Here is a 24,560-nt window from a genome sequence, read left to right on the forward strand (position 1 = left end):
AAAAACATGAAAAAGATAATTTTTGTAGCATTCCTAATGCTATCGCAGCTAAATTTTGCACAGGAAAAAATCACTAAAAATTTAGGCGATTTTGATCAGGTAAAAGTTTTTGACAGGATTTCATTACAGCTGGTTCCGGCAAATGAAAACAAAATTGAAATTACTGGTGACCGTAGGGAAGATGTAGAAATTGTCAACAAAAACGGAGAGCTTAAAGTAAGAATGAAGTTGAAAAAGCTTTTGAAAGGAGAAGACATCACTGCAATTCTTTATTACAAAAATGAAATTGAAACTATTGAAGCCAGTGAAGGTTCTTATGTTTCAAGCGAAAAAACTTTTAAAGCCATAGATTTTCATGTCAATGCAAAAGAAGGTGCTGAAATAAAAATCAGCCTTGATGCTCAAAAATTAGATGTAAAAGCGACATCCGGCGGTATCGTAAAACTGAAAGGAAATGCAAACAGTCAGGATATTGTCATCAATTCAGGGGGTATCGTTGATGCTAAAGATTTAGAAACTTCACAAACCACGGTAGTTGTATACGCAGGTGGAGAAGCAGATGTAAGAGCTTCTGAATTGGTTGATGCCAAAACCAGGGCAGGAGGGGATATAACCATTTATGGAAGCCCTAAAAAAATAAACAAAAAGACTTTTGCAGGAGGAAATATTACAGAATCCCAACGATAAAGACTGCCAAGGATTGTAATTTTTAAATTATCTTTGTGTTACTATTTTTAATTTGCATAAATTGCTGATTGAAAATATCCGAAGAACTTTCAAAAATTACAATCCTTTTTTAATGATTCAAGACATCTTAACAGGCATTCCTCTAGGTTTATTCCTATGCTTTATGATTGGGCCTGTTTTTTTTATATTGCTTGAAACCGCGGCAGTCAAAGGCATTCGTGCTGCATTGGTTTTCGATTTTGGAGTTATTGTAGCAGATGTTCTTTTCATCTGTATAGCCTATTTCAGCAGTTACCGACTTATCAACAGTTTAAAAGATGAACCGGCACTTTTTATTTTTGGAGGGCTGATTATGCTTACTTATGGTATAATTTCATACCTAAAACTCAACAAAGCAAGTAAAAATATTTCGGAAGAAGCAGAAGTTGAACTTATTAAAAAAAATTACGGAAGTCTTTTCATAAAAGGATTTCTTCTCAATTTTATCAATGTTGGAGTACTTGGATTCTGGTTATTGATTATCATTACCTTTGGACCTCAACTCGATTTAAAAACTTCCCGACTGATAGTTTTTTTCGCTTCGGTTATCGGAACTTATCTAATGGTTGACCTGGCCAAAATGTTTCTGGCCAAAAGATTAAAAAGCAAAATGACTTCTTCCAATATTCTAAAAATCAAAAAAATCACAAGCATACTTTTAATAATTTTTGGATTCTCAATTATGTTGCAAGGGTGGTTTCCGAGTGACCAGAAACTTGTCAAATCGGCTTTAGAAAAAATAGAAAACAGAAAAAAATAAGGGTATTGTAACATCTGGAAAATAAAAAAGAGATACTGAAAAGTATCTCTTTTTCTTTTGGAGGCATCGAGCGGATTCGAACCGCTGTAGGAGCTTTTGCAGAGCCCAGCCTAGCCACTCGGCCACGACGCCATAACTGTTTGGATGGCAAATTTACATATTATTTGCTGTAACGCAAGAAAATCTTTAGCAAATATTAATTTTTAATTTTAACTATTTGATAATAATAAATTTTACTTTTGGCTGAAACAAAATCAAAAAAGCCATGTTAAAAAAGCTCCATTTTCTAAAGCCATTATTTAATTTTATTTCTATCGGATTGATAATTATGACATTAAGCAGGATATTGCTTTTTTTCTTATACAAAGATAGGATAAGCGAAACGGAAAATTATTGGTATATTTTTCCAATCGGATTGCGTTTTGACCTGATCATTTTATGTTATATTTCTTTCCTTCCTGCGGTTTTAATCTGTCTTTTGCCAGACCGTTTTCTGCAAAAAATCAAGAAGTTTTTCCATATCTATTTCCTGTTATTCTTATTTCTGTTCCTTTTAATGGAACTTTCTACTCCTGATTTCATAGCCCAATACGATACCAGACCAAACAGACTTTTCCTTGATTATTTGATTTATCCTAAGGAAGTAATGGGAACTCTATTAAAAAGTTACCTTCCTTCAATGCTGTTTGCGGTGGTGTTTTTGAGTGTGGCAGTTTATTTTGGCTTCAAAAAAGGAAAAAAATTGTTTTATCCGTCATTCCAGAATTACAAAACAAAGCTGATTTTATTCCCTTTGGTGGCCTTTTTATTGTTTTTTGGAGCTCGTTCCAGTTTAACTTCAAAACGTCCTATAAACGCAAGTAATGCTATTTTTTCAACAGATCAGTTGACGAATTGCATTGGATTGAATTCTTTTTATACAGTAGCTTTTGCAGCATATTCCTTAAAAAATGAAAACAATGCCGCAAAAATGTATGGCAAAATGGAAAGCAGCGAAGCATATACCAGGGTTAAAAAATACATGACTGCCTTGCCGGAAGATTTTACAGATCCTCAATTGCCTTTATTGCACAACCAAAATCCGGATTCATTAAGAGAAAAGCCTTATAACCTGGTTATTTTTCTTCAGGAAAGTCTGGGAGCAGAATATGTAGGATGTTTAGGAGGGAAGCCACTAACGCCTAATTTAGATAAATTGTCAAAAGAAGGTTTATTATTTACAAATTTGTATTGTACCGGTACACGAAGTGTGAGAGGTATTGAAGCAGTAGTAACCGGATTTTTACCTTCTCCGTCAGAAAGCGTTGTCAAATTAAGCAATTCACAATCTGGCTTTTTTACGTTGGCAGAACTATTAAAAAGCAAAGGTTATGATACGAGCTTTATCTATGGTGGAAGTGCCAATTTTGATAATATGGGCTCATTCTTTAACGGAAATGGCTTTCACAATATCATTGATGAGGCTGATTTTGACAAAGACAAAAAGAAATATGCTTTTAAAGGTACCTGGGGCTATTCTGATGAAGATTTGGTTACTAAAGCAAATGAATATTTCAAATCGCAAAAAGATAAACCCTTCTTTTCCCTGATGTTTTCAACATCTAACCACGAACCTTTTGAATTTCCTGACGGAAGAATCCAATTGTTTGACAAGAATAAAAATACCGTCAACAACGCTATGAAATATGCTGATTTTTCTATTGGTAAATTCTTTGAATTGGCCAAAAAAGAAGACTATTTCAAGAATACGGTTTTTATTGTAATTGCAGACCATAATACAAGAACCTACGGAAAGCATTTAGTGCCTATTAAAAAGTTCCGAATTCCTGCCTTGATTATAGGGCCTCAGGTTCCAAAAGGTGAGAAATATGATAAATTGAGCAGTCAGATTGATATTCCGCCAACGTTATTAAGTATGCTTGGAATGAAAGTACAGACGCCAATGCCGGGAAGAAATATTCATGACCTAAAGCCGGAAACCAAAGGAAGATCCATCATGCAGTTTCACGATATCAATGCTTTCCGAGTTGAGGATCAGGTAGTGATTATGCAACCTAATAAAAAAGCATTGCAGTTTAAAATTGAAAATGATACCGTTTTGACGCCTGTGAAATTAGATGAAGAATTGGCTAAAGACGCATTGGCTCACGTTACTGCAGCTTCAAACCTGTATAAAGAGAAAAAATATAAAATGAAAAAATAGTTAGCTTCTATATTCCTCCAGTTGAATGGTAACTGCTTCAACATCACCACCAATTGGAGGATTTATTTTTGAAACGGCAACAATTATTCTGGAAACAGAAGCTATTTCTCTAAATACACGCTGTACAATTCTATGAGCTACATGCTCTAAAAGTTTGGAACGAATAGCCATTTCTTCCCTTACTATCTTATTGAGGTGAACATAATCCACAGTATCTTCCAGTTCATCTGTTTCCATAGATTTACGCATATCGGTTTTGATTTCCAGGTCTACGGAATAATCAGAACCGATTTTGCTTTCTTCGACTAAACAACCATGAAATGAATAGGTTCTGATGTTTTTTAGCTTGATAATTCCCATGGTAAGATGTATTTTTTGATTGGAGATTTCCGTTATATAATTTCGTTGTTCAAAATTAGGTATTAAAGAATAAAAATTAAGCATTTTCTTGGCAAAATGAATAACTTTGCGGTCTTAATTTATGAATATGGCATCAGAAGAAAAATCACTGAATTTTATTGAGCAAATCATTGAAGAAGATATTAAAAATGGCTTGTCTCAACAGAAATTACGTTTTCGTTTCCCGCCTGAACCCAACGGTTATTTGCATATCGGACATGCAAGCTCGATTGCTTTAAATTTTGGATTAGGCATTGATTATCAAGCACCTGTTAATCTTCGTTTTGACGATACCAACCCTGCCAAAGAAGAGCAGGAATTTGTTGATGCAATCAAACGTGATGTACAATGGTTGGGATACCAATGGGAACATGAATGTTATGCTTCTGATTATTTCCAGCAATTATACGATTGGGCTGTTGAATTTATTAAGAAAGGAAAAGCCTATGTAGACAGCCAGACTTCTGAAGAAATGGCACAGCAAAAAGGGACGCCTTCTACTCCGGGAGTGGATAGTCCTTACCGTAATCGCTCTGTAGAAGAAAACCTTGATTTATTCGAAAGAATGAAAAATGGTGAATTTCCGGAAGGAACACATATTTTGAGAGCAAAAATAGATATGAAATCAACAAATATGCTGATGCGTGATCCTATTATGTATCGCATATTACACAAACACCATCACAGGACAGGTGATGCCTGGAAAATTTATCCAATGTATGACTGGGCACATGGTGAAAGCGATTATTTAGAACAAATTTCGCATTCTTTCTGTACGCTTGAATTTTTGCCTCACAGAGAATTATATGACTGGTTCCTGGATCAGATTTATGATAACAAAAGCATTCGCCCAAAACAAAGAGAATTTGCAAGAAGGAATCTTTCGCATACGGTTGTAAGTAAAAGAAAACTATTAAAATTAGTTGAAGATAAACATGTTAACGGATGGGATGACCCAAGAATGTCAACTGTTTCCGGATTGAGAAGAAGAGGATATACTCCGGCTTCTATCCGCAATTTTGCCCACACTATTGGTATTGCCAAACGTGATAATTTGATTGATGTTTCTGTTTTGGAATTCTGCATACGTGAAGATTTAAACAAAACGGCACCTCGTGTTATGGCAGTTTTGGATCCAGTAAAGTTGGTTATTACCAATTATCCGGAAGGAAAAGAAGAGTGGCTGGATGCAGAAAACAATCAGGAAGATGAAAATGCAGGATTTAGAAAAGTACCTTTTTCAAGAGAATTATATATTGAAAGAGAAGACTTTTTAGAAGAAGCTACAGGTAAGTTTTTTAGATTGACTCTTGGAAAAGAAGTACGTTTAAAAAATGCCTATATCATTAAAGGTGAAAGTGTTGTAAAAGACGCCAATGGAAATATTACAGAAATCCATGTGACCTATGATACGGATAGTTTAAGTGGTAGCGGTACAGAAGCAAGCCAAAGAAAAGTATCAGGTACATTGCATTGGGTTTCTATTGCCCATGCGATTGAAGCGGAAGTGCGCCTGTATGACCGACTTTTTACAGATGAATCTCCGGATACCCATAAAGGAAAGGATTTCCTGGAATTTGTAAACCCAAATTCGCTTCAGGTCGTTACCGGTTATTTGGAGCCAAGTCTGAAAGACGCTAAAAATGAAGATAAGTTCCAGTTCCAAAGATTGGGTTATTTTACTGTAGATAAGGATTCTACAGATAAAAAATTAGTTTTCAACAGAACAGTTTCTTTGAAAGACACCTGGGAAGAAAAAGGTAAAAAAGAAGAAAATATTATTAATAATTCCCTTAAAGAAATTAATAAATATTTTAAAGTTGCCACTCAGGAAGAACGAAATGCTGTAGAAAAAGCCATAGGCAATGAGTTGACAAATGTTGCCAATTTCAGTTTATTACAGAATACTTTAAAGAAGAATATCAATAATAACAAAAGCTCTTTATTGTTTTCCAATTATCTTCTCAAATATTCGGCGCTAAAAGCTTCTGATGTTGAAACGGAAGTATTGCATAAATTGTATTCGATGTCACTGAAAAGCGAATCGCCTTATGTTCGATTGGAAGTCATCAAAAATTTAAAAAATGATGAAGCAAATCGTTTGGAATTTTCTTCGCAGCTTGATGAATTAAAAATTTCAGAAAAAAATGAAGAAGTTCTGAATTTGCTTTCGGAAAATTAAAACTATAAATTTTATATATGAAAAGCTCCTGAATTCAGGAGCTTTTTCTATTATTTGGATTTTCTATAAAAAACAGTAATAGTATAATTTTAAGTAATTAAAATTGACTTCCATAAATTGATTTTAGGACATTTTTTAAAAATAGTAATGTAAATATATAGATAGCTCTTTGAAAATCGATTTAATGAGGTATATGAGGGTTTTGACAAACTTTGGCATACTTTAACTGGTTGTTAACACCAAAATGTTAAAATTTACTGTAACTTTAGTTTATTAACCTAAAAAAAGAAAAGTTATGTCAAGAACGAACACAGTAATCGGAATATTAGCTGGAGCTGCAATTGGAGCAGCAGTAGGAATTTTATTTGCGCCAGACAAAGGTCAGAAGACCAGAAAAAAAATCAAAGACGGATTTGACCACCAAAAAGATGAATTACAAAACAAATTCAACCAATTATCAGATCAGGTAAAAAGTAAGTTTTCAAGAGCAAAAGTAGATTTGGAATCCGGTTTTGATGAATTGGTTGCCAATGCTCAAGACACCAAAGAAGATGTAATTGCAGCTTTAGAAAAAAAACTGGCTGATTTAAAAGCACAAGCAACAGCTGCTAGTAAAAAATAAAAAAACTGCTTTATGGCATTTGAAAAAATAAAAGAAAACACCGACGAACTGCAAGACCGAGCCAAAGAATTTTTAGATGCTAATATTGCCTACTATAAACTTTGGGGTTTCAAAATTGCAATGAAATCTACCACCTTAATGCTTAAATTATTTCTTTTGAGCGTTATGTTGGTGATTGTAACCCTGTTTTTTTCAATTGCATTAGCATTAGCAATTGGATATGGACTGGATAATTTTGCTTATGGATTCTTAATTGTCGGAGCAATTTATCTTGTTCTTGCCATATTGGTATATTATATCCAGGATAAAATTGTGGAAGGTCCGATTCTGAGAACATTTTCAAGATTATTTTTCAAAAAATATTAAAATTAAAGCTTATGCAAGTAAAGAGCTATTCTTCTTATGAAGAAATAAACAGGGAACTTCAGATTTTGAAAGTAGAGAAGGATTTGGCCTATGAAAAAATGAACAAAAGTTTTCATGAGACCAAAGACAGTTTTACTGCAAAGAATATCCTGGGAACAGTTCCGGGAATAGCATTAAGCATTATAGGAAGTTTATCCGGACCACTCAAGAATGTCGGGATAGCTTACCTGACGAAAAAGATTTTTCGTCTATAAACAAAAAAGAGGCTCTATGAGCCTCTTTTTTTATTTGGTTGAATCATAACCTTCAACATCACCACTTTCTGGTAAATGAGGTGGTGTAGGTGGTTTAGGAGTTGATTTCTTTTCTGTCTTGTCAAATGCTTTGGCACGTTTCATAGCTTCACCAACCTGATTAGAAGCTGTAAAGGATGCTACCATATTATTCAACATGTCACTACCGGCTTGAGGAGAATTAGGAAGTAATATAAGATTAGAATTGGCATCAGCACCAATGGCCTGCAAAGTATCATAATGTTGTGTTACAACAATTAGGGCAGAAGCCTCCTGTGAATTGATTCCTACTTTGTTCAATACATCCACACTTTCTACCAAACCACGGGCAATTTCACGTCTCTGGTCAGCAATACCCTGTCCTTGTAATCTTTTACTTTCTGCTTCGGCTTTGGCTTTTGCAACGATTCTGATTCTTCCTGCTTCTGCTTCATATTCTGCTGCAGATTTCTCTCTATCGGCTGCGTTAATTCGGTTCATGGCATTTTTTACCTGAATATCCGGATCAATATCCGTAATAAGCGTATTGATAATATCATAACCATAAGTGGTCATAGCCTCATTCAATTCGCGTTTTACGGCAATAGCGATATCGTCTTTTCTTTCGAAAACATCATCCAATTTTAACTTAGGAACCTCCGCTCGAACTACGTCAAATACATAGGATGTAATCTGGTCATGTGGATATTCCAATTTATAAAAAGCTTCGTACACTTTATCCTGAATTACTTTAAACTGTACAGAAACTTTCATTTTTACAAATACGTTTTCTTTCGTTTTAGTTTCAATGATAACGTCAAGTTGCTGGATTTTCAAATTAATCTTACCTGCAATTTTATCTACTATCGGAATTTTTAATTGTAATCCGGAATGACGGATGCTTTGGTATTTTCCAAAACGTTCTATTATGGCAGCAGTCTGTTGCTTTACTGTAAAGAACGACGAAAAGAAGATAAATAAGGCGAAGAATAAAAATACATACAAAGGAATGTTTAGATCCATGATACAAAGTTTAAAGTTAATTGGGTTAAGGTACAAAAAAAGCCTCTCATTTCTGAAAGGCTCTTTTAATTTATTTCAAGCTGTCAACTGCTTTTCGAATTCTTGCAATCGTTTCTTCTTTTCCAATCATGCTCATAATGTCAAATAGGTGAGGCCCTTTTAAAGAACCAACGAGGCTCAATCGTAAAGGCTGCATAATTTTACCCATTCCGATTTCATTTTCTGCCATCCATGCTTTGACTGTATTTTCAACATTTTCAGTCGAAAAATCCAAAGTGTTTTCTAAAACACTAATAAGCTTCTCCATCAACTCAGCTGTTTCCGGTTTCCAGTTTTTAGCTGCTTTTTCATCATAAGAAGCAGGAGCCAGAAAAAAGAATTCAGACACTTCCCAAAGTTCTGAAGCAAAAGTAGCACGCTCTTTTACCAAACGAACAACTTCTGTTAAAAATTCAATAGGCTTATTGATGCCTTTTTCCAGCAATACATGTGAAAGCTGTTGTGCTAAATCATTATTATCGGCTCTTTGGATATACTGGTGGTTGAACCATTTGTTTTTATCAGGGTCAAACTTAGCGCCTGCTTTATGGACTCTTTCCAAATCAAAAGCTGTTATCAGTTCATCAAGGGTAAATAATTCCTGATCGGTTCCGGAACTCCAGCCTAATAGAGCCAGGAAATTGATTACGGCTTCCGGAAGAAATCCTTTTTCTCTGTAGCCTGAAGAAATTTCTCCAGAACTAGGGTCTTTCCATTCTAAAGGAAATACCGGAAAACCAAGCTTATCACCGTCTCTTTTTGAAAGCTTGCCATTTCCAACCGGTTTTAGAATCAGGGGAAGGTGGGCAAATTCCGGAGCTTCCCAATTAAAAGCTCTGTACAATAAAACGTGTAATGGTAGTGATGGAAGCCATTCCTCCCCACGAATTACATGTGAAGTTTCCATCAAATGGTCGTCTACTATATTTGCTAAGTGATAGGTCGGCATTCCGTCACCCTTGAACAAAACCTTATCATCTAATAGATTGGTGTCAAATTTTACTTCACCACGAATCATATCGTTCAAGTGCAAAATCTCATTAACCGGAGTTTTGAAACGGATAACATATTCCTCACCATTTGCAATTCTTTGCGCCGTCTTTTCAGCAGAATTGGTCAATGAATTATCCAATTGCTCACGGTTTCCGTGATTGTAAATGAATGTTTTTCCCTGTTCTTCTTCATTCTTGCGCAATTGGTCCAAATCTTCAGCAGTATCAAACGCATAATAGGCCCAACCGGATTGTACCAATTGGTCAGCATATTCTTTATACAAATGTTTTCTTTCGCTTTGGCGATATGGTCCAAATTTTTCATTTTTTCCAACAGTTTCATCCGGAGCAATTCCAAGCCATTCCAAAGCTTCCAAAATATAAGCTTCGGCTCCCGGCACAAAACGGTTTTGGTCAGTATCTTCTACACGAAGGTAAAAAACACCACCATGTTTTTTAGCAAACAGATAATTGAAAAGGGCTGTTCTAACACCACCAATGTGTAAAGGTCCTGTTGGACTTGGCGCAAAACGAACGCGAATAGGTCTAGACATTTTGAGTAAATTTTGGTGCAAAGATACGATTTTAGTTAAAAGTTATGAGTTTGCAAAAGGCAGTTTTCAGACAATAACTCAGTATAAATCTGCAATCTTAAATCTTAAATCCGCCGTCTGCAATCTGTCATCTGTCGTCTGTCGTCTGTCGTCTGTCGTCTGTCGTCTGTCGTCTGTCGTCTGTCGTCTTAATTTTAACCTTTCATATAAATATAAATTACTATTTTTATCGGTTATAAAGAAACTATTGACAATTTTGGAAAATAAAACACTGATTTACGACAAATTAGAAGCATTTATCGAGAAGTATTATGCAAATGAACTACTCAAAGGATTGATTTTCTTTATTGGGTTAGGATTACTGTATTTGCTGTTTACACTTTTTGTCGAATACTTTCTTTGGCTCAAACCAACAGGAAGGACTATCTTGTTTTGGGCATTCATAGTTGTAGAAGTTTTTCTTTTGTTCCGGTTTATAATGTTCCCGATTTTCAAGTTGTTCAAACTTCAGAAAGGAATTGATTATGAAGAGGCATCGGCAATCATAGGAAGTCATTTTTCTGAAGTTAATGACAAACTGAAAAACTTCCTGCAATTGTCAAATGACAGCAATCAGTCAGAATTATTACTCGCTTCAATTGACCAGAAAGCACAGACCTTAAATCCGATTCCTTTTGGTAATGCCATTAACTTTAAAGGCAATATCAAATTTCTTCCGTGGGCATTTATACCAATCCTGTTTTTTGTTTTTTTTATGATATCGGGTAATAGTGATATGATAACCCAAAGCTTCAATAGGGTAGTGCGCTATAACGAACGCTTTTCACCACCTGCTCCGTTTGCTTTCGAAATTATAAATCCTTCTTTGCAAACTGAACAAGGAAATGATTTTGTACTCCAGGTAAAATCACAAGGAAAAGTAGTTCCGGAAAATGCCATGATTTTTATAGATGGTGAAAGCTATTTTATGGAAAGTGCAAAACCGGGTTTTTTTGAATATAAATTTACAAGACCCTCAAAAAACATACGTTTTCATATTGAAGCCAATCAGGTTACTACCAAAGATTTTGAATTGGCTGTTGTAGCTGTTCCAACCATTGCCAATTTTGAAATGGTTTTGAATTTTCCGTCCTATTTGAATAAGAAATCAGAAACCATACAAGGCTCCGGAAACGCAATTGTACCTGAAGGAACTAAAGTGACCTGGAAAGTGGCTACTTTGGCAACAAAATCTGTCGAATGGTCTGATTTAAAAACAATTACGCCATTTTCTTCTAACGAGAATACATTCCAGATTACAAAAAGCATTTTTCAGAATACGGATTATCAAATTTTGACTTCAAATGCTAAAGTGAAACACTATGAAAAGCTGAATTATCAGATTTCTGTTATCAAAGACCAGTTCCCGACTATAGCGGTGAACAATGCACCGGATAGCCTTAAACTAAACCAGAATGTTATTGTTGGACAGGTTTCTGATGATAACGGATTATCAAAATTACAGATTGTTTTCTATCCGAGGAACAAAACCAATGAAGCCAAAAAGATGGCTTTGCCGGTTAAAAAAGATGTTTTTGACCAGTTCATTTTCTCTTTCCCCGGACAGCTTCCCGTAGAAGAAGGCGTTTCCTATGAGTACTATTTTGAAGTTTTTGACAATGATGCTCTGCATGGTTTCAAATCTACAAAATCTTCTGTTTTCTCAGATAGGTTAGCTACTGTCGAAGAAAAGGAAGAACAGAATTTGCAGCAGCAAAATGACAACATCAACAGTTTAGAAAAGTCAATTAAAAATCAGGATAAACAATTGTCAGAAATTAACAAACTACAAAAGTTAGGTAAAGAAAAAACAAACCTGGAATTTAAAGACCAACAAAAGGTTAATGATTTTATCCAACGCCAAAAACAACAGGAACAAATGATGAAAGAGTTTTCCAAAAAGATGGAAGACAACCTCGATAAGTTTAAAACCGATAAGAAAGACGAGTTCAAAGAAGAATTAAAAGAGCGTCTTGAGAAGGCTGAAAAGGAAATCGAAAAGAATGAAAAGTTATTGGATGAATTACAGAAGTTATCTGAAAAATTAAGAGAAGAAGAACTGTTTGAAAAGATTGATAAATTCAAACAGAGTTCAAAAAATCAGACTAAAAATTTAGAGCAGCTAGTTGAGCTTACGAAGAAATATTATGTAGAAAAAAAGGCTGAACAGTTGGCTGAAAAATTAGATAAGCTTTCTGAGAAACAGGAAGCCTTGTCTAATAAAGATAAAGAAAATTCTGTCGAAAATCAGGAGGATATAAACAAGGAATTTGAGAAGATTCAAAAGGAATTGGACCAACTTGAAAAAGATAACGAGCAATTAAAAAAACCGATTGACTTACCCAAAGACGAACAAACTGAAAAGAGTATAGGTGAGGATTTAAAGAAAGCATCAGATGAATTAAAAAAAGACCAGAAAGCAAAAGCCAAACCCAAACAAAAAAGTGCAGCTCAAAAGATGAAACAGATGAGTGGGGCCATGATGGAAAGTATGGCCGGTGGAGAAATGGAACAGTTGGAAGAAGACGTGAAAATGCTGCGTCAGATTCTGGATAATTTATTAGCCTATTCCTTCTCACAGGAAGACCTGATGAAGAACTTTAAGGGACTTAAAAAAGGTTCGCTTTCATTTAATAAAAACCTGAAAATACAGCAGGATTTAAAACAACAATTCAAACATGTTGATGATAGTTTGTTTGCCATGTCGTTGAGGAATCCAAAACTGGGTGAGAACATCACTACGGAAATTGGTAACGTGCATTACAACGTTGACAAGGCTTTGGAAACCTTATCTGATGCCCAGATTCAAAAAGGTGTATCACACCAGCAATATGCCGTCGCTTCATCCAATAAGTTGGCCGATTTCTTAAGTGAGATTTTAAACAGCATGCAAATGCAGATGCAAATGTCCGGTTCCGGTGCTGGGAAGCCTAAGCAAGGTCAAGGTCAGGGAATGCAACTTCCTGACATTATTGAGAAGCAGAAAGGATTGGGTGAAAAGATGAAAGAGGGTATGAAGAAAGGTGAAAAACCAGGAGAAGGTAATGAAGGGAAGGATGGAAAACCTGGTAAGGAAGGAAAAGGTAAGAATTCAAAAAGCGGAAATAAAGAAGGTGAAGGAGGAGAAGATGGTGAAGGCAACGCGGGTGAAATATTAGAGATTTACAAAGAACAGCAACGTTTGCGTGAAGCATTGCAAAAGGCTTTAGAAAAAGAAGGAATGGGTGGTAGTGGACAAAATGCTCTCAACCAAATGAAGCAAATTGAAAAGGATTTGCTGAACAAAGGTTTTAAGAATGAAACACTTCAAAAGATGCTAAATCTGAAACACGAATTGTTGAAATTGGATAATGCGATCCAGCAACAGGGTGAGGAAAAGAAACGCCAGTCCCAAACCAACAAAAAGGAATACAATAACCAAACCAATGCAATTTCTCCTGCTTTAAAGCAATATTTAAATAGTATTGAAATATTAAACAGACAAACACTACCTTTGCGGCCAAATTTTAACCAGAAGGTTCAAGAATACTTTAGAAAAGATGATTAGCTTTAATTACGAAACCGAGTTTGAATTGCCAAATGAGAATGAAATTGAGAAGTGGCTTTCAGAGGTTATTGTTTCAGAATCTAAAAAAGAAGGGGATATTAATTATATCTTCTGTGATGACGAATACCTGCATGAAATCAATGTCAAATATCTTGATCATGACACCTTAACGGATATTATTAGTTTTGATTATTCCATAGGTAATGAATTACATGGAGATATTTTCGTTTCAGTAGAAAGAGTAGCAGACAATGCAAAAGACTTTAACGTGAGTTTTGACGAAGAATTGAAAAGGGTGTTAGCTCATGGTATATTACACTTTGCTGGATACAAAGACAAATCTGAAGAAGATGAGTTATTGATGCGTTCAAAAGAAGATGAAAAGATTGCAATGTTCCACGTGAAACAATAGCCTAAACATCTTTTCAAAAGATAAAATTTAATAAACGTTCCACGTGGAACACAATAAGATTTTGGTTTCCAAAATCGTAAAGAGAGGATAAAAAATGTTTCAAGAAACCTACGATGTGATTGTGGTTGGAGCCGGACACGCTGGTTCTGAAGCGGCCGCGGCAGCGGCCAATTTGGGTTCGAAAACCTTATTGGTTACAATGAGCTTGCAGAACATAGCCCAGATGTCGTGTAATCCGGCAATGGGAGGAATAGCAAAGGGACAAATCGTGAGAGAAATTGACGCCCTCGGCGGATATTCCGGAATTGTTTCAGACAAAACGGCCATACAGTTCAAGATGCTCAATAAATCAAAAGGTCCGGCAATGTGGTCGCCAAGAGTTCAAAGCGACAGGATGCGTTTTGCAGAAGAATGGAGATTGATACTGGAAAGAACACCAAATCTTGATTTCTATCAGGAAATGGTAAAAGGGTTGATTATTGAAGATGGTAAGATAAAAGGAATCAAGACATCGCTCGGAATCGAAATAAAAGCAAAGTCTGTAGTTCTCACCAATGGAACTTTCCTGAACGGATTGATTCATATCGGAGAAAAACAATTTGGTGGTGGTAGGGCAGGTGAAGGAGCCGCTTATGGTATCACTGAAGATTTGGTTCGTGCCGGATTTACCTCAGGAAGAATGAAAACAGGAACGCCACCACGTGTAGATGGACGTTCTTTAGATTATTCTAAAATGGAAGAACAGCCGGGTGATGTAAACCCGGATAAGTTTTCTTATTCTGACGAAACTAAACCTTTAACGCATCAAAAATCATGTTATATGACCTATACGTCGTTACAGGTTCATGATTTACTACGAGAAGGATTTGACCGTTCTCCAATGTTTAATGGAAGAATCAAAAGCCTTGGACCAAGATATTGCCCATCGATTGAAGATAAGATTAATCGTTTTGCAGATAAGGAAAGACACCAATTGTTTGTAGAACCAGAAGGATGGAATACGGTTGAAGTCTATGTAAATGGATTTTCCACATCACTACCGGAAGAAGTACAGTTCAAGGCACTTCGTTCTGTGGTTGGTTTTGAGAATGTGAAATTCTTCAGACCGGGTTATGCCATCGAATATGATTATTTCCCGCCTACGCAGTTAAAACATACATTGGAAACGAAACTGGTTGAAGGTTTGTATTTCGCCGGACAGATTAATGGAACTACAGGTTATGAAGAAGCTGCATCGCAAGGATTAATGGCCGGTATCAATGCGCATTTAAAAGTGCATGAAAAAGACCCGCTAATTTTAAGAAGAGATGAAGCTTATATTGGGGTGCTTATTGATGACCTGATTACGAAAGGAACGGAAGAACCCTATCGTATGTTTACTTCGAGGGCAGAATATAGAACCTTATTACGTCAGGATAATGCAGATTTCAGATTAACACCAAAATCTTTTGAGATTGGCTTAGCTTCTGAATCCCGTATGCGCAGAATGGAGAAGAAATTAAACGAATCAGAAGCAATGGTTAATTTCTTTAAAGATACGAGCGTAACAGTTGCAGAAACGAATCCGATACTGGAAGAAAAAGGTTCTGCCCTGATTTCGCAACCCGACAAAATGTTTAAAGTTTTCTCACGCCCGCAGATTGATTTAGAAGACATCCTGAAATTTGAAAAGGTAGCTCAATATGTTCAGGACAACAATCTTGATAAGGAAGTATTAGAGCAAGCCGAAATCCAGGTGAAATATTCAGGCTATATTGAAAAAGAAAAAAATAATGCTGATAAGCTGACGCGTTTGGAAGATGTGAAAATTCCGGAATCCTTCGATTATGATAAGATTAAATCATTGTCGCATGAAGCCCGTGAAAAGTTCAAAAAAATACGCCCGGTAACATTATCACAAGCTTCACGTATTAGCGGAGTTTCTCCAAGCGATATTTCCGTATTACTAATTCATATGGGAAGATAATATGTTTCACGTGGAACGAAGTACTCAAAACCGCATTATCAAAGGAATTGTTTCAATTCTTTTGATAATTTTTGTTTTACAAAGCTGCATTGGAACCAAACAGGCTTTTATGATAGACGACTATTATATCTCTGAAAACGGAAAAGAAGTTCTGGGCACGAAACCACTTAATGCGTTTATTTTTGAAAACAATTTAAAAAATCTTCCGTTTGAGCAATTTCTCGCTATTAAATACAAATTGGATAATTATCTCACAAGAGAGTTTTGGATTACGATTGATGGCGACAAGTATAAGCTTATTGTCTATGAAAATTCAGAGTTTGATAAATATTTCGGTTTTTCAAACTTTGCGGTACAAAACCAAGAAAATATAGCTAACATTGTAGGAGGCCAGCCAAAATTTATTGCTATCTCAATGATTAATGAATTTAATGAAGATTGTCTTTCCAATAAATCCATGTTTCAAAACAAAGTAACGGCTTATCTTAAAAATCTTAAAGACGAATACATCCAATTTAAACAATGACCTCAACAAATCATAAGCATTACCAAACTGTAAAAGACAATTCTGTTTCGAAAGAAGTTTTCGAGTTGTTACATGACGAAGATTTGGACATGCTGATTACTTCACCTCAACCAAAAGGCACAGAACTTTCCAAATATTACGAAAGTGACGATTATATATCGCATACAGATGGTAAACGTTCTATTTTTGAAAAAGCCTATCACTTCATAAAAAATATTGCCCTAAAAAATAAACTAAGCCTGGTTAATAGCCTGCAAAAAAAAGGAAAGCTTTTGGATATTGGTGCGGGAACCGGAGATTTTCTTTTAACAGCTAAAAATGACGGCTGGAATGTAATAGGTGTAGAGCCAAGTGAAAAAGCAAGGTCAATCGCAGCTAAAAAAGGAATAGAATTAAAACCGGTAGCTGATTTTAATGACCATTCTTTTGATATTATAACCATGTGGCACGTTTTAGAACACGTTCCGGATTTACAGAATCAAATAAAAGAACTAAAAAGATTGCTAAAGCCAAATGGCGCGATTATTATTGCCGTACCCAATTTTAAATCATACGATGCAAAATACTATGGTGAATTTTGGGCAGCATATGATACGCCAAGACATTTGTGGCATTTTTCAAAAACGGCAATCAAAAAATTATTTCAAAACGAAAATATTGAGCTTGTAAAAATCCTGCCGATGAAATTTGATTCATTTTATGTAAGTCTTCTATCTGAAAAATACAAAACCGGAAAAATGAATTTTATTAAAGCATTTTTTATCGGTTTGAAGTCAAATTGGAAAGCAAAGGAGAAATTTGAATATTCTTCGCACATTTATGTGCTAAAAAACGCTAAAAATTAAAATAAAAGCGGGAGTTGGAAGATTTTTAAGGGCAATATAAAAGATATCGTCTTTTTTTTGAAAGTGTCTTAAATCGCTTTATTTTAATCCATTTTTGATAGTCAGAATTTATGCTCGTTTTTTAAACCATAAAATAATTTTATATAAAGAAAAAACCCGAAAATTTACACTTAAGCCATTTGTAACATTTTTTTTCTATTTTTGACCCAATTAAAAAATAAAGAACACAGAATGAAAAAATCAATAGTAGCCATTGCAATAGCAATCTCATTATTTTCTTGCAACAAAGCCGAAGAAAAAAGCACATCAGAAAAAACAGCGTATATCGATACTGTAAAATTGATGGAAGAATATACAGAATCGAAAGACCTTCAGGCCAAGTTTGAAGAAAAATCGAAAGTTATGGGCAGAGAATTGGAACTTGAAATTAAAAAATTCCAGGAAGAAGCCGATAATTTCCGTAGAAATGCACAGGCTAATGGACCGGAATGGGCACAGAGAAAAGGCTCTGAGTTGCAGAAAAAAGAACAGCAACTAACTTATGCCCAGCAAGCTATGAGCCAACAGTTGCAAAAAGAAGCAGCTGTTGAAAGGGATTCTGTAGTTAGTAAAGTAAGAAAATACATAAAAGATTACGGTAAAAAGAATGGTTATTCTTATATCTACGGAACAGGTGATGCTGCTACGGTTCTATATGCAAAAGAAGGATATGACATCACGGATAAAATAGTTAAAGAATTGAATGACAATTATAAAGCTCCAGAAAAAACAGAAACAAAGGATACTGCAAAAACTGAAGAGAAAAAATAAATTTTATAAGATGCCTTCCTCAGGGAAGGCATTTTTTTTGGAAATATTTCAAAAAATTGACTATTTTTCCCTATTCGAAAACTACAAGCCAATGCAACCAATATCTGAAGCAGCATCCTATACGCTCAAATTCATCAACCAAACCCAGCGTTCTCTATTCTTAACCGGTAAAGCCGGAACCGGAAAAACCACTCTTTTAAGAGAAATAATCCAATCAACGCATAAGAATACGGTAGTTGTGGCCCCAACAGGCATCGCCGCTTTGAACGCGGGAGGTGTTACGATTCATTCCATGTTTCAGCTTCCGTTTGCGGGTTTTATCCCGGAATATAATAAAACACCCCACTTTTCAGATACCATAAAGTTCGAAACCAAAGACACCTTAAAGCGCCATTTCAAGATGAATGGTACCAAAAAATCAGTGATTTTGAATATGGAATTGCTGATAATTGATGAAGTGAGTATGCTTCGGGCCGATTTATTGGATGCTATTGACTTTACAATGAGGAGTATACGAAGAAAAGAACTTCCGTTTGGTGGTGCTCAGGTTTTATTCATAGGTGATTTATTGCAGCTTCCGCCCGTTGTTAAAAATGAAGAATGGGAAGTCCTGAAAAACTACTACCGGGGAAAATTCTTTTTCCATTCACATGTAATGCAGCAATATCCGCCATTATACATTGAACTTTCAAAAATTTTTCGTCAGACCGATGATAAATTTATATCGATATTGAACAATCTCCGTAACAATCAGGTAGATGCAGAAGATATCAAAAATCTGAACCAGTATGTAAGGCCGGATTTTGACCTCAAACAGAATAAGGGATATATTACCCTGACAACGCATAATGCGAAAGCCGATGCTATAAACGAACAGTCATTAGTTGATTTACAGGAAAAACAACTGACATTTTTACCTGAAATTATTGGCGATTTCCCTGAAAAGATATATCCTGTTGATGAAAGGCTGAACCTAAAAGTTGGAGCCCAGATTATGTTTGTGAAAAATGACCTTTCATTGGAAAAGAATTATTTCAACGGAAAAATGGGCATCGTAAAATCGTTGTCTGAGCAGGAAATACTGGTTCATTTTCCGGATGAAAACAAGACCATTGAAGTAGAAAGATATGAATGGCAAAACATTAGATATTCTGTTGACCCCAATACAAAGGAAATCGTAGAGGATGTTTTAGGTACTTTTACCCATTATCCGATTAAATTAGCGTGGGCGATAACCGTTCATAAAAGCCAGGGATTAACTTTTGACAAAGCTTTGCTCGACGTATCGCAGGTTTTTCTTCCCGGGCAGGCCTATGTTGCTCTGTCGCGACTTCGTTCGTTAGAAGGGCTTATTTTGCTTTCTCCGTTGCAAATGAATGGCATTTCGAATGACTATGATGTCATGCAATATTCCAATAACAAGGCTTCTGAAGAACTATTGCAGTCTTCCCTGGAAAAAGAGACACTAAATTTTATTCATAACTATCTGAAAAACAGTTTTGATTGGAAAGAACTGGCACAGGAATGGCGCAACCATCAATACAGCTACAATGAAGATGCTGAAAAATCTGAAAAATCAAAGCATATGCAATGGGCGAAAAGGCAGGCAGAATCCATTGGTGCACTTACGGAACCGGCTACAAAATTCATGCGCCAGCTGGATAAGCTATTTTTTGATGAAGCGCATGATATTCAGTTTGTTTTGGAACGAATTCAGGCTGCCCACGATTATTTCTTAAAACCACTGGACCAGCTGGTTTATGAAATCCTGTGGAAATTGGAAGAAGTAAAACGCGTAAAGAAAGCAAAAACCTTTTTTCAGGAACTCTATGCTTTGGAAGAATTGCAGACAAAGGCCGTGTTACGTTTGATGAAAGCCAAAAGACTCATAGAAATTGTGGCATCAGGTCAGGAAATCTGTAAAGAGAATCTGGATTCACAGGAAATTAAATCCTATAAATCGAAAAAACTGGATGCCATTCGCGAGGAATTCAAGAATACTCACGCTACACTGGTAGATGATGATTATGATGAAGAGCGCTATATGCCAAAGAAAAAAGCGAAAAAGCTACCTAAAAAATCAACGGTGGAGGAAACCTATGAACTTTGGCAGCAAAACAATTCTATACCCGAAATCGCTGGTCTTCGCAAACTAACGCAACAGACCATAGTGACTCATTTTGTCAAATTAATCCAGTCCGGACAAGTGGCATTGTCAGACATTCTTCCGGAAGGCGTAATACAAGATTTGGCTGAAGCTTTTGAAGGCTACAACGAAGAATCTCTCAACGGATTGAAAGAAAAATACGGGAATAAATTTACCTGGGATGAACTGAAGTTATTCAGAGCTTCACAGCAGTAAATTATTGCATGAAAAAAACACCTAAAATAGCCGGAACAAAATAGATGGCAATAGTTCTGGCACCATCATAATCTTTGGCAATACGCTGTCCGAATAATAGAAAAATCAGCGTAACAGCAGAAACAACAGAACCGTAAAAACCAAAAGTAGTTCCTTTATTCATAAGCATCTGTATAATACCGGCAACGCAAAGAATTCCTGCTGCTATTTCCAAAACAAGAATTAGCATCAGGGATTGTGGTACACTGTTTTTGATGAATGTTTTCTCAAAATGACCTTTGAGCCAGCCTACATTACCTTGCCAGTCAATTACCTTGTCATAGCCTGATTGTAAAAAGGTTACGGCCAAAAATACTAAAATCAAAATAGAAGCAGTGTTGTTCATGATTACTATTTTTTGTGGATTAATCGGGTTAGTTTGATAGATAGGTCGGTTAAAATAATCTTCGCATTTCCGTTTCGTTCAATATGATAAACGGCATCAGAAAGCTCTTTGTAAATATCATTGATATTGTTGCCATTAACAAATGGAGCAAAGTTTTCCAGCTTGAATTTTTCAACTTTAGGTTCCATATAAACCAGGCTTGATGCCTGATAGTTCAGCAGCAATGCCTGACGGAACATTTCGATACAAAAATGCAAAAATTTCTTCTGCGCTTCACGTCCCAGGCCGGCAATTTGTTCACTCCAGGCAATCAGGTCGTTGATGGCTGATGCGTTTCCTTTGGCACGAAAAGCCGCACGTACCCATAAAACAAACCATTGCTCAAAAGGCTGTTCTTCGCTGTCTTCATGCAGCAGGTGTAATGCTTTGCTAAAATTTCCTTGTGCCTGATGTGCAATTTTTTTAGCTTCACGAGGGTCTATCTTTTCACGTGAAACTAATGCGTCAGCAATAATATTTTCATGGATTCCGTTGAAATGAAGTACCTGGCAGCGCGAACGTATTGTCTGTATGATAGATTCCTCATCTTCAGAAATCAGAATAAAAAGTGTTTTTTCAGGTGGTTCCTCAAGGATTTTCAAAAGCTTGTTGGAAGCTTCAATATTCATCTTGTCTGCCATCCAGACAATCATGATTTTATAACCACCTTCATAGGATTTTAGTGAAAGCGATTTTAAAACTTCCTGGGCATCTTCTACGCGAATCAGTCCCTGTTTGTTTTGAACGCCCAGATATTTATACCAGTCAAACAATCCGCCATAAGGCCTTTCCATTAAAAAGGAGCGCCAATCAGCAATAAAGTCAAGACTTTTTGGCTTGGACTTTACATCATCTGTCGAAACCGTAGGATAGATAAAATGCAGGTCAGGATGTGAAATGTTATTGAATTTCAAATTACAGGCCTCGTTTTCGCCCTGATTTTCACCACCTGAATTCCGGCATAACACATATTGCGCATAGGCCAGAGCCATAGGTAATGTTCCACAACCTTCAGGACCAACAAACAATTGTGCATGCGGAATTCTTCCGGCATCAGCACTTTTCGTAAGGTGGCTTTTGATATGTTCTTGTCCTAGGATTTCTGAAAATAGCATGGAACAAATATAGGGGAAAAAGGATGAACAGCTATCACGCGGCAAAAAAATGAATAACTTTGAAAACTTACAGGTTGCCTTTCAAATCGTTAAACAAAAACATTTCATTTTGCATGTTTATAGAACCGCGCCTTGGCCTGTCTAAATCTAAGGTTATATAGATAACAACAGAAGTCAGAAGACAAAATCCCAAAATATAAAACCGGTCTATTTTTTTCTTAAAGCCGGAGCTGTAACCAATGTAAAAGGAAATAATTATAGAAAAAAAAAGAAGTAAATAAACGATGGGTTCAGGAACGTTAGCATTATAGGCTTCATTTGCTGTTGTAGCAGCATCAAACATACTGTTTAAAGCCGGAATCATCATGTTGGAAGGTAAAAATAAATCTTTATCTCTGGAATATTGAGTAGCCCTGTCCCATAAGATTTTGCTTATTTCTGCCGACTCTCTAAGGGAGTTATTGATTTTCTCCTCATTTCTATCCGATTCAAAATAAGCAATCCTGGAGCTAAGATATACGGCAAAATCTTTTTTAAAAGCGTTTTTCAGGCTATCCGGATAAGTGTCTGCCCTTAAAATAGCTGTTCCAATGCAATTGGCTTCATCAATAAGGCTTGCTTTTCGGGTTTCGAATCTGGAACCGGACATTCCAAAAGTAAAAGCGAGGATTAAGGCCAGTAATCCTAATAGTGAAGACAAAATGCCGGAATTGTCTGAATCAGTCTTTGTTTTTTTTACCCCAAACCTGTACCCGATATTAATGGCCAATAGCATAGCAAAAAATAAGAAGACAACGATATACCTTGCATCTAAATCAAATAAGAAAGAATGTTTCATAGGTTTCCTAAGGATTGATTATTTTTTTGATAATGAGTAACAAAGGTTTTCCTGTGATTTAAAAATGGCGGGGATGTTTTTAACAAGAAATAAATGTACAAATTTTTTCAATCGGATTTTCTAAAGTAGCCCAATCATCAATTATAACGTTTTCGCTAACGATTTAAGCTTATTTTAAATGTTTTCATATTTTTTAGTTGGTTAAAAATCATATATTTGTGAATCCAATAAAAAACAAATAAAATATACCACTAATGAAAACTTTGAACGACTTCAATTTCAAAAACAGAAAAGCACTAATCAGGGTAGATTTCAATGTTCCTTTAGACGAGAATTTTAAAGTAGTTGATGCCACCCGAATTGAAGCGGCAAAGCCAACAATTGATAAAATTCTTGCTGATGGCGGAAGCGTAATCCTGATGTCACATTTAGGAAGGCCAAAAGCCAAAGAACCAAAATATTCTCTGGAACACATTCTTGAAAAAACAGCAGAAGTTCTGGGCAAAGAAGTAAAATTTGCGAATGACTGCATAGGTCCGGTAGCAGAGGAAGCAGCAAAAAATCTTAAACCGGGCGAAATCCTGCTTTTGGAAAATCTTCGTTACTATCCTGAAGAAGAAGCCGGAGATATTGAATTTTCAAAGAAATTGGCTTCATTAGGAGACATCTATGTGAATGATGCTTTCGGAACGGCTCACAGAGCGCATGCCTCAACAACAATTATTGCGCAGTTCTTTCCAAACGACAAATGTTTCGGAACCCTTTTAGCTAAAGAAATTGAAAGTCTCAATAAGGTGCTTAAACATTCTGAAAAGCCGGTAACAGCTGTATTAGGTGGCTCAAAAGTTTCTTCAAAAATTACGGTTATTGAAAACATACTCGATAAAATTGACCATATGATTATTGGTGGAGGAATGACCTTTACTTTTATCAAAGCCCTGGGAGGCAAAATTGGCGATTCAATTTGTGAAGATGACAAAATGGACCTGGCACTGGAGATTTTAAAGAAAGCAAAAGAGAAAAATGTCGAAATCCATCTTCCTGTTGATGTAGTTGCGGCTAACGCATTTTCGAATGATGCTGAAACAAAAATAACAGACGTTAAAAATATTCCTGACGGTTGGCAAGGACTTGATGCAGGTCCGAAATCGCTGGAAGATTTCAAAAAGGTCATTTTAAATTCCAAAACCATTTTATGGAACGGTCCGTTGGGCGTTTTTGAAATGGAAAAATTTTCACATGGAACGATAGCTTTGGGAGAATTTATTGCAGAAGCCACTCAAAAAGGTGCTTTTTCTCTTGTTGGCGGTGGTGATTCTGTTGCTGCGGTAAAACAGTTTGGTTTGGAGCCAAAAATGAGCTATGTTTCTACTGGGGGCGGGGCAATGCTGGAAATGCTGGAAGGAAAATCACTACCTGGAATTGATGCCATAATAAGTTAAAAAACAAAATTTTTATACTAAACCTTTTAAAAGTTAGTTATAAAAAGTTAAGTTTGCAATTATGTATAATTATTTGAAATATAATAAGTTATAATT

General features: G+C 35.8%; 21 protein-coding genes and 1 tRNA gene. 15 read left to right on the forward strand and 7 right to left on the reverse strand.

Going from position 1 to position 24,560, the window contains the following annotated elements; all coding sequences use genetic code 11:
* Positions 1-6: 6 nt before the first annotated feature.
* Positions 7-687, forward strand: coding sequence for a head GIN domain-containing protein (locus B0G92_RS02585; protein WP_101470996.1), 681 nt, complete (start codon positions 7-9; stop codon positions 685-687).
* Positions 688-799: 112 nt separating this feature from the next.
* Positions 800-1,486, forward strand: coding sequence for a LysE family translocator (locus B0G92_RS02590; RefSeq protein WP_056067396.1), 687 nt, complete (start codon positions 800-802; stop codon positions 1,484-1,486).
* Positions 1,487-1,544: 58 nt separating this feature from the next.
* Here the strand turns inward: B0G92_RS02590 and B0G92_RS02595 are convergent.
* Positions 1,545-1,618: transfer RNA gene (locus B0G92_RS02595), tRNA-Cys, on the reverse strand.
* Between the two features lie 133 nt (positions 1,619-1,751).
* Here B0G92_RS02595 and B0G92_RS02600 point away from each other — a divergent pair.
* Positions 1,752-3,689: an LTA synthase family protein gene (locus B0G92_RS02600; protein WP_101470997.1), complete on the forward strand. Its 1,938-nt coding sequence runs from the start codon at positions 1,752-1,754 to the stop codon at positions 3,687-3,689.
* Here B0G92_RS02600 and folB read toward each other — a convergent pair whose 3' ends face one another.
* A complete protein-coding gene (gene folB, locus B0G92_RS02605) occupies positions 3,690-4,049 on the reverse strand; it encodes a dihydroneopterin aldolase (RefSeq protein WP_101472001.1) in 360 nt (119 codons plus the stop codon).
* Between the two features lie 127 nt (positions 4,050-4,176).
* Between folB and B0G92_RS02610 the strand changes: the two genes are divergently transcribed.
* From B0G92_RS02610 to B0G92_RS02625, 4 genes are all read left to right on the forward strand, one after another.
* Complete coding sequence (locus tag B0G92_RS02610; protein WP_101470998.1) at positions 4,177-6,270, forward strand: glutamine--tRNA ligase/YqeY domain fusion protein; 2,094 nt, start codon at positions 4,177-4,179, stop codon at positions 6,268-6,270.
* A gap of 295 nt (positions 6,271-6,565) precedes the next feature.
* A complete protein-coding gene (locus B0G92_RS02615; protein ID WP_101470999.1) occupies positions 6,566-6,892 on the forward strand; it encodes a YtxH domain-containing protein in 327 nt (108 codons plus the stop codon).
* Positions 6,893-6,904: 12 nt separating this feature from the next.
* Positions 6,905-7,258, forward strand: a complete 354-nt coding sequence (locus B0G92_RS02620) for a hypothetical protein (protein ID WP_056067095.1) — start codon at positions 6,905-6,907, stop codon at positions 7,256-7,258.
* Positions 7,259-7,269: 11 nt separating this feature from the next.
* The gene (locus B0G92_RS02625; protein ID WP_056067094.1) at positions 7,270-7,512 is read left to right on the forward strand and encodes a DUF6327 family protein; all 243 of its coding nucleotides are present in this window, start codon (positions 7,270-7,272) and stop codon (positions 7,510-7,512) included.
* 30 nt (positions 7,513-7,542) lie between these two features.
* Here the strand turns inward: B0G92_RS02625 and B0G92_RS02630 are convergent, their stop codons facing one another.
* Both B0G92_RS02630 and gltX read right to left on the reverse strand, forming a co-directional pair.
* Positions 7,543-8,553, reverse strand: a complete 1,011-nt coding sequence (locus B0G92_RS02630; RefSeq protein ID WP_056067091.1) for an SPFH domain-containing protein — start codon at positions 8,551-8,553, stop codon at positions 7,543-7,545.
* A gap of 70 nt (positions 8,554-8,623) precedes the next feature.
* Positions 8,624-10,138 (reverse strand): glutamate--tRNA ligase, encoded by a 1,515-nt coding sequence (gene gltX, locus B0G92_RS02635; RefSeq protein WP_101471000.1) that lies wholly within the window; start codon positions 10,136-10,138, stop codon positions 8,624-8,626.
* A 256-nt stretch (positions 10,139-10,394) separates the two neighbouring features.
* Here gltX and B0G92_RS02640 point away from each other — a divergent pair, with 256 nt between their 5' ends.
* The 7 genes from B0G92_RS02640 (at position 10,395) to B0G92_RS02670 (ending at position 20,645) form a co-directional block, all read left to right on the forward strand.
* On the forward strand, positions 10,395-13,724 hold the full coding sequence (locus tag B0G92_RS02640; RefSeq protein ID WP_101472002.1) for a coiled-coil domain-containing protein: 3,330 nt from the start codon (positions 10,395-10,397) through the stop codon (positions 13,722-13,724).
* Entirely contained in the window at positions 13,717-14,136 is a 420-nt protein-coding gene (gene ybeY / locus B0G92_RS02645) for an rRNA maturation RNase YbeY (protein ID WP_056067087.1), read from the forward strand. The genes B0G92_RS02640 and ybeY overlap by 8 nt, the downstream gene beginning before the upstream one ends.
* A 94-nt stretch (positions 14,137-14,230) precedes the next feature.
* Complete coding sequence (gene mnmG / locus B0G92_RS02650; protein ID WP_101471001.1) at positions 14,231-16,102, forward strand: tRNA uridine-5-carboxymethylaminomethyl(34) synthesis enzyme MnmG; 1,872 nt, start codon at positions 14,231-14,233, stop codon at positions 16,100-16,102.
* 109 nt (positions 16,103-16,211) lie between these two features.
* Positions 16,212-16,628 carry a hypothetical protein gene (locus B0G92_RS02655; RefSeq protein ID WP_143394978.1) on the forward strand — a complete coding sequence of 139 codons (417 nt, stop codon included), beginning with the start codon at positions 16,212-16,214 and terminating at the stop codon, positions 16,626-16,628.
* Complete coding sequence (locus tag B0G92_RS02660; protein WP_101471003.1) at positions 16,625-17,473, forward strand: class I SAM-dependent methyltransferase; 849 nt, start codon at positions 16,625-16,627, stop codon at positions 17,471-17,473. Before B0G92_RS02655 ends, B0G92_RS02660 begins: the two co-directional genes overlap by 4 nt.
* Positions 17,474-17,704: 231 nt before the next feature.
* Entirely contained in the window at positions 17,705-18,283 is a 579-nt protein-coding gene (locus B0G92_RS02665; protein ID WP_056067390.1) for an OmpH/Skp family outer membrane protein, read from the forward strand.
* 91 nt (positions 18,284-18,374) lie between these two features.
* Positions 18,375-20,645, forward strand: a complete 2,271-nt coding sequence (locus B0G92_RS02670; protein WP_101472003.1) for a helix-turn-helix domain-containing protein — start codon at positions 18,375-18,377, stop codon at positions 20,643-20,645.
* A 1-nt stretch (position 20,646) separates the two neighbouring features.
* Here the strand turns inward: B0G92_RS02670 and B0G92_RS02675 are convergent, their stop codons facing one another.
* The 3 genes from B0G92_RS02675 to B0G92_RS02685 form a co-directional block, all read right to left on the reverse strand.
* Positions 20,647-21,030 (reverse strand): DoxX family membrane protein, encoded by a 384-nt coding sequence (locus B0G92_RS02675; protein WP_056067076.1) that lies wholly within the window; start codon positions 21,028-21,030, stop codon positions 20,647-20,649.
* 5 nt (positions 21,031-21,035) lie between these two features.
* Complete coding sequence (locus B0G92_RS02680) at positions 21,036-22,184, reverse strand: DNA polymerase III subunit (protein ID WP_101471004.1); 1,149 nt, start codon at positions 22,182-22,184, stop codon at positions 21,036-21,038.
* A gap of 67 nt (positions 22,185-22,251) precedes the next feature.
* Positions 22,252-23,022 carry a hypothetical protein gene (locus B0G92_RS02685; protein ID WP_143394979.1) on the reverse strand — a complete coding sequence of 257 codons (771 nt, stop codon included), beginning with the start codon at positions 23,020-23,022 and terminating at the stop codon, positions 22,252-22,254.
* 254 nt (positions 23,023-23,276) lie between these two features.
* On the opposite strand from B0G92_RS02685, the gene B0G92_RS02690 reads away from it, so the two are divergent.
* A complete protein-coding gene (locus tag B0G92_RS02690) occupies positions 23,277-24,464 on the forward strand; it encodes a phosphoglycerate kinase (RefSeq protein WP_101471006.1) in 1,188 nt (395 codons plus the stop codon).
* Positions 24,465-24,560: the final 96 nt, after the last annotated feature.

It is taken from the genome of Flavobacterium lindanitolerans (genome assembly GCF_002846575.1).
Lineage (GTDB): Bacteria > Bacteroidota > Bacteroidia > Flavobacteriales > Flavobacteriaceae > Flavobacterium > Flavobacterium lindanitolerans.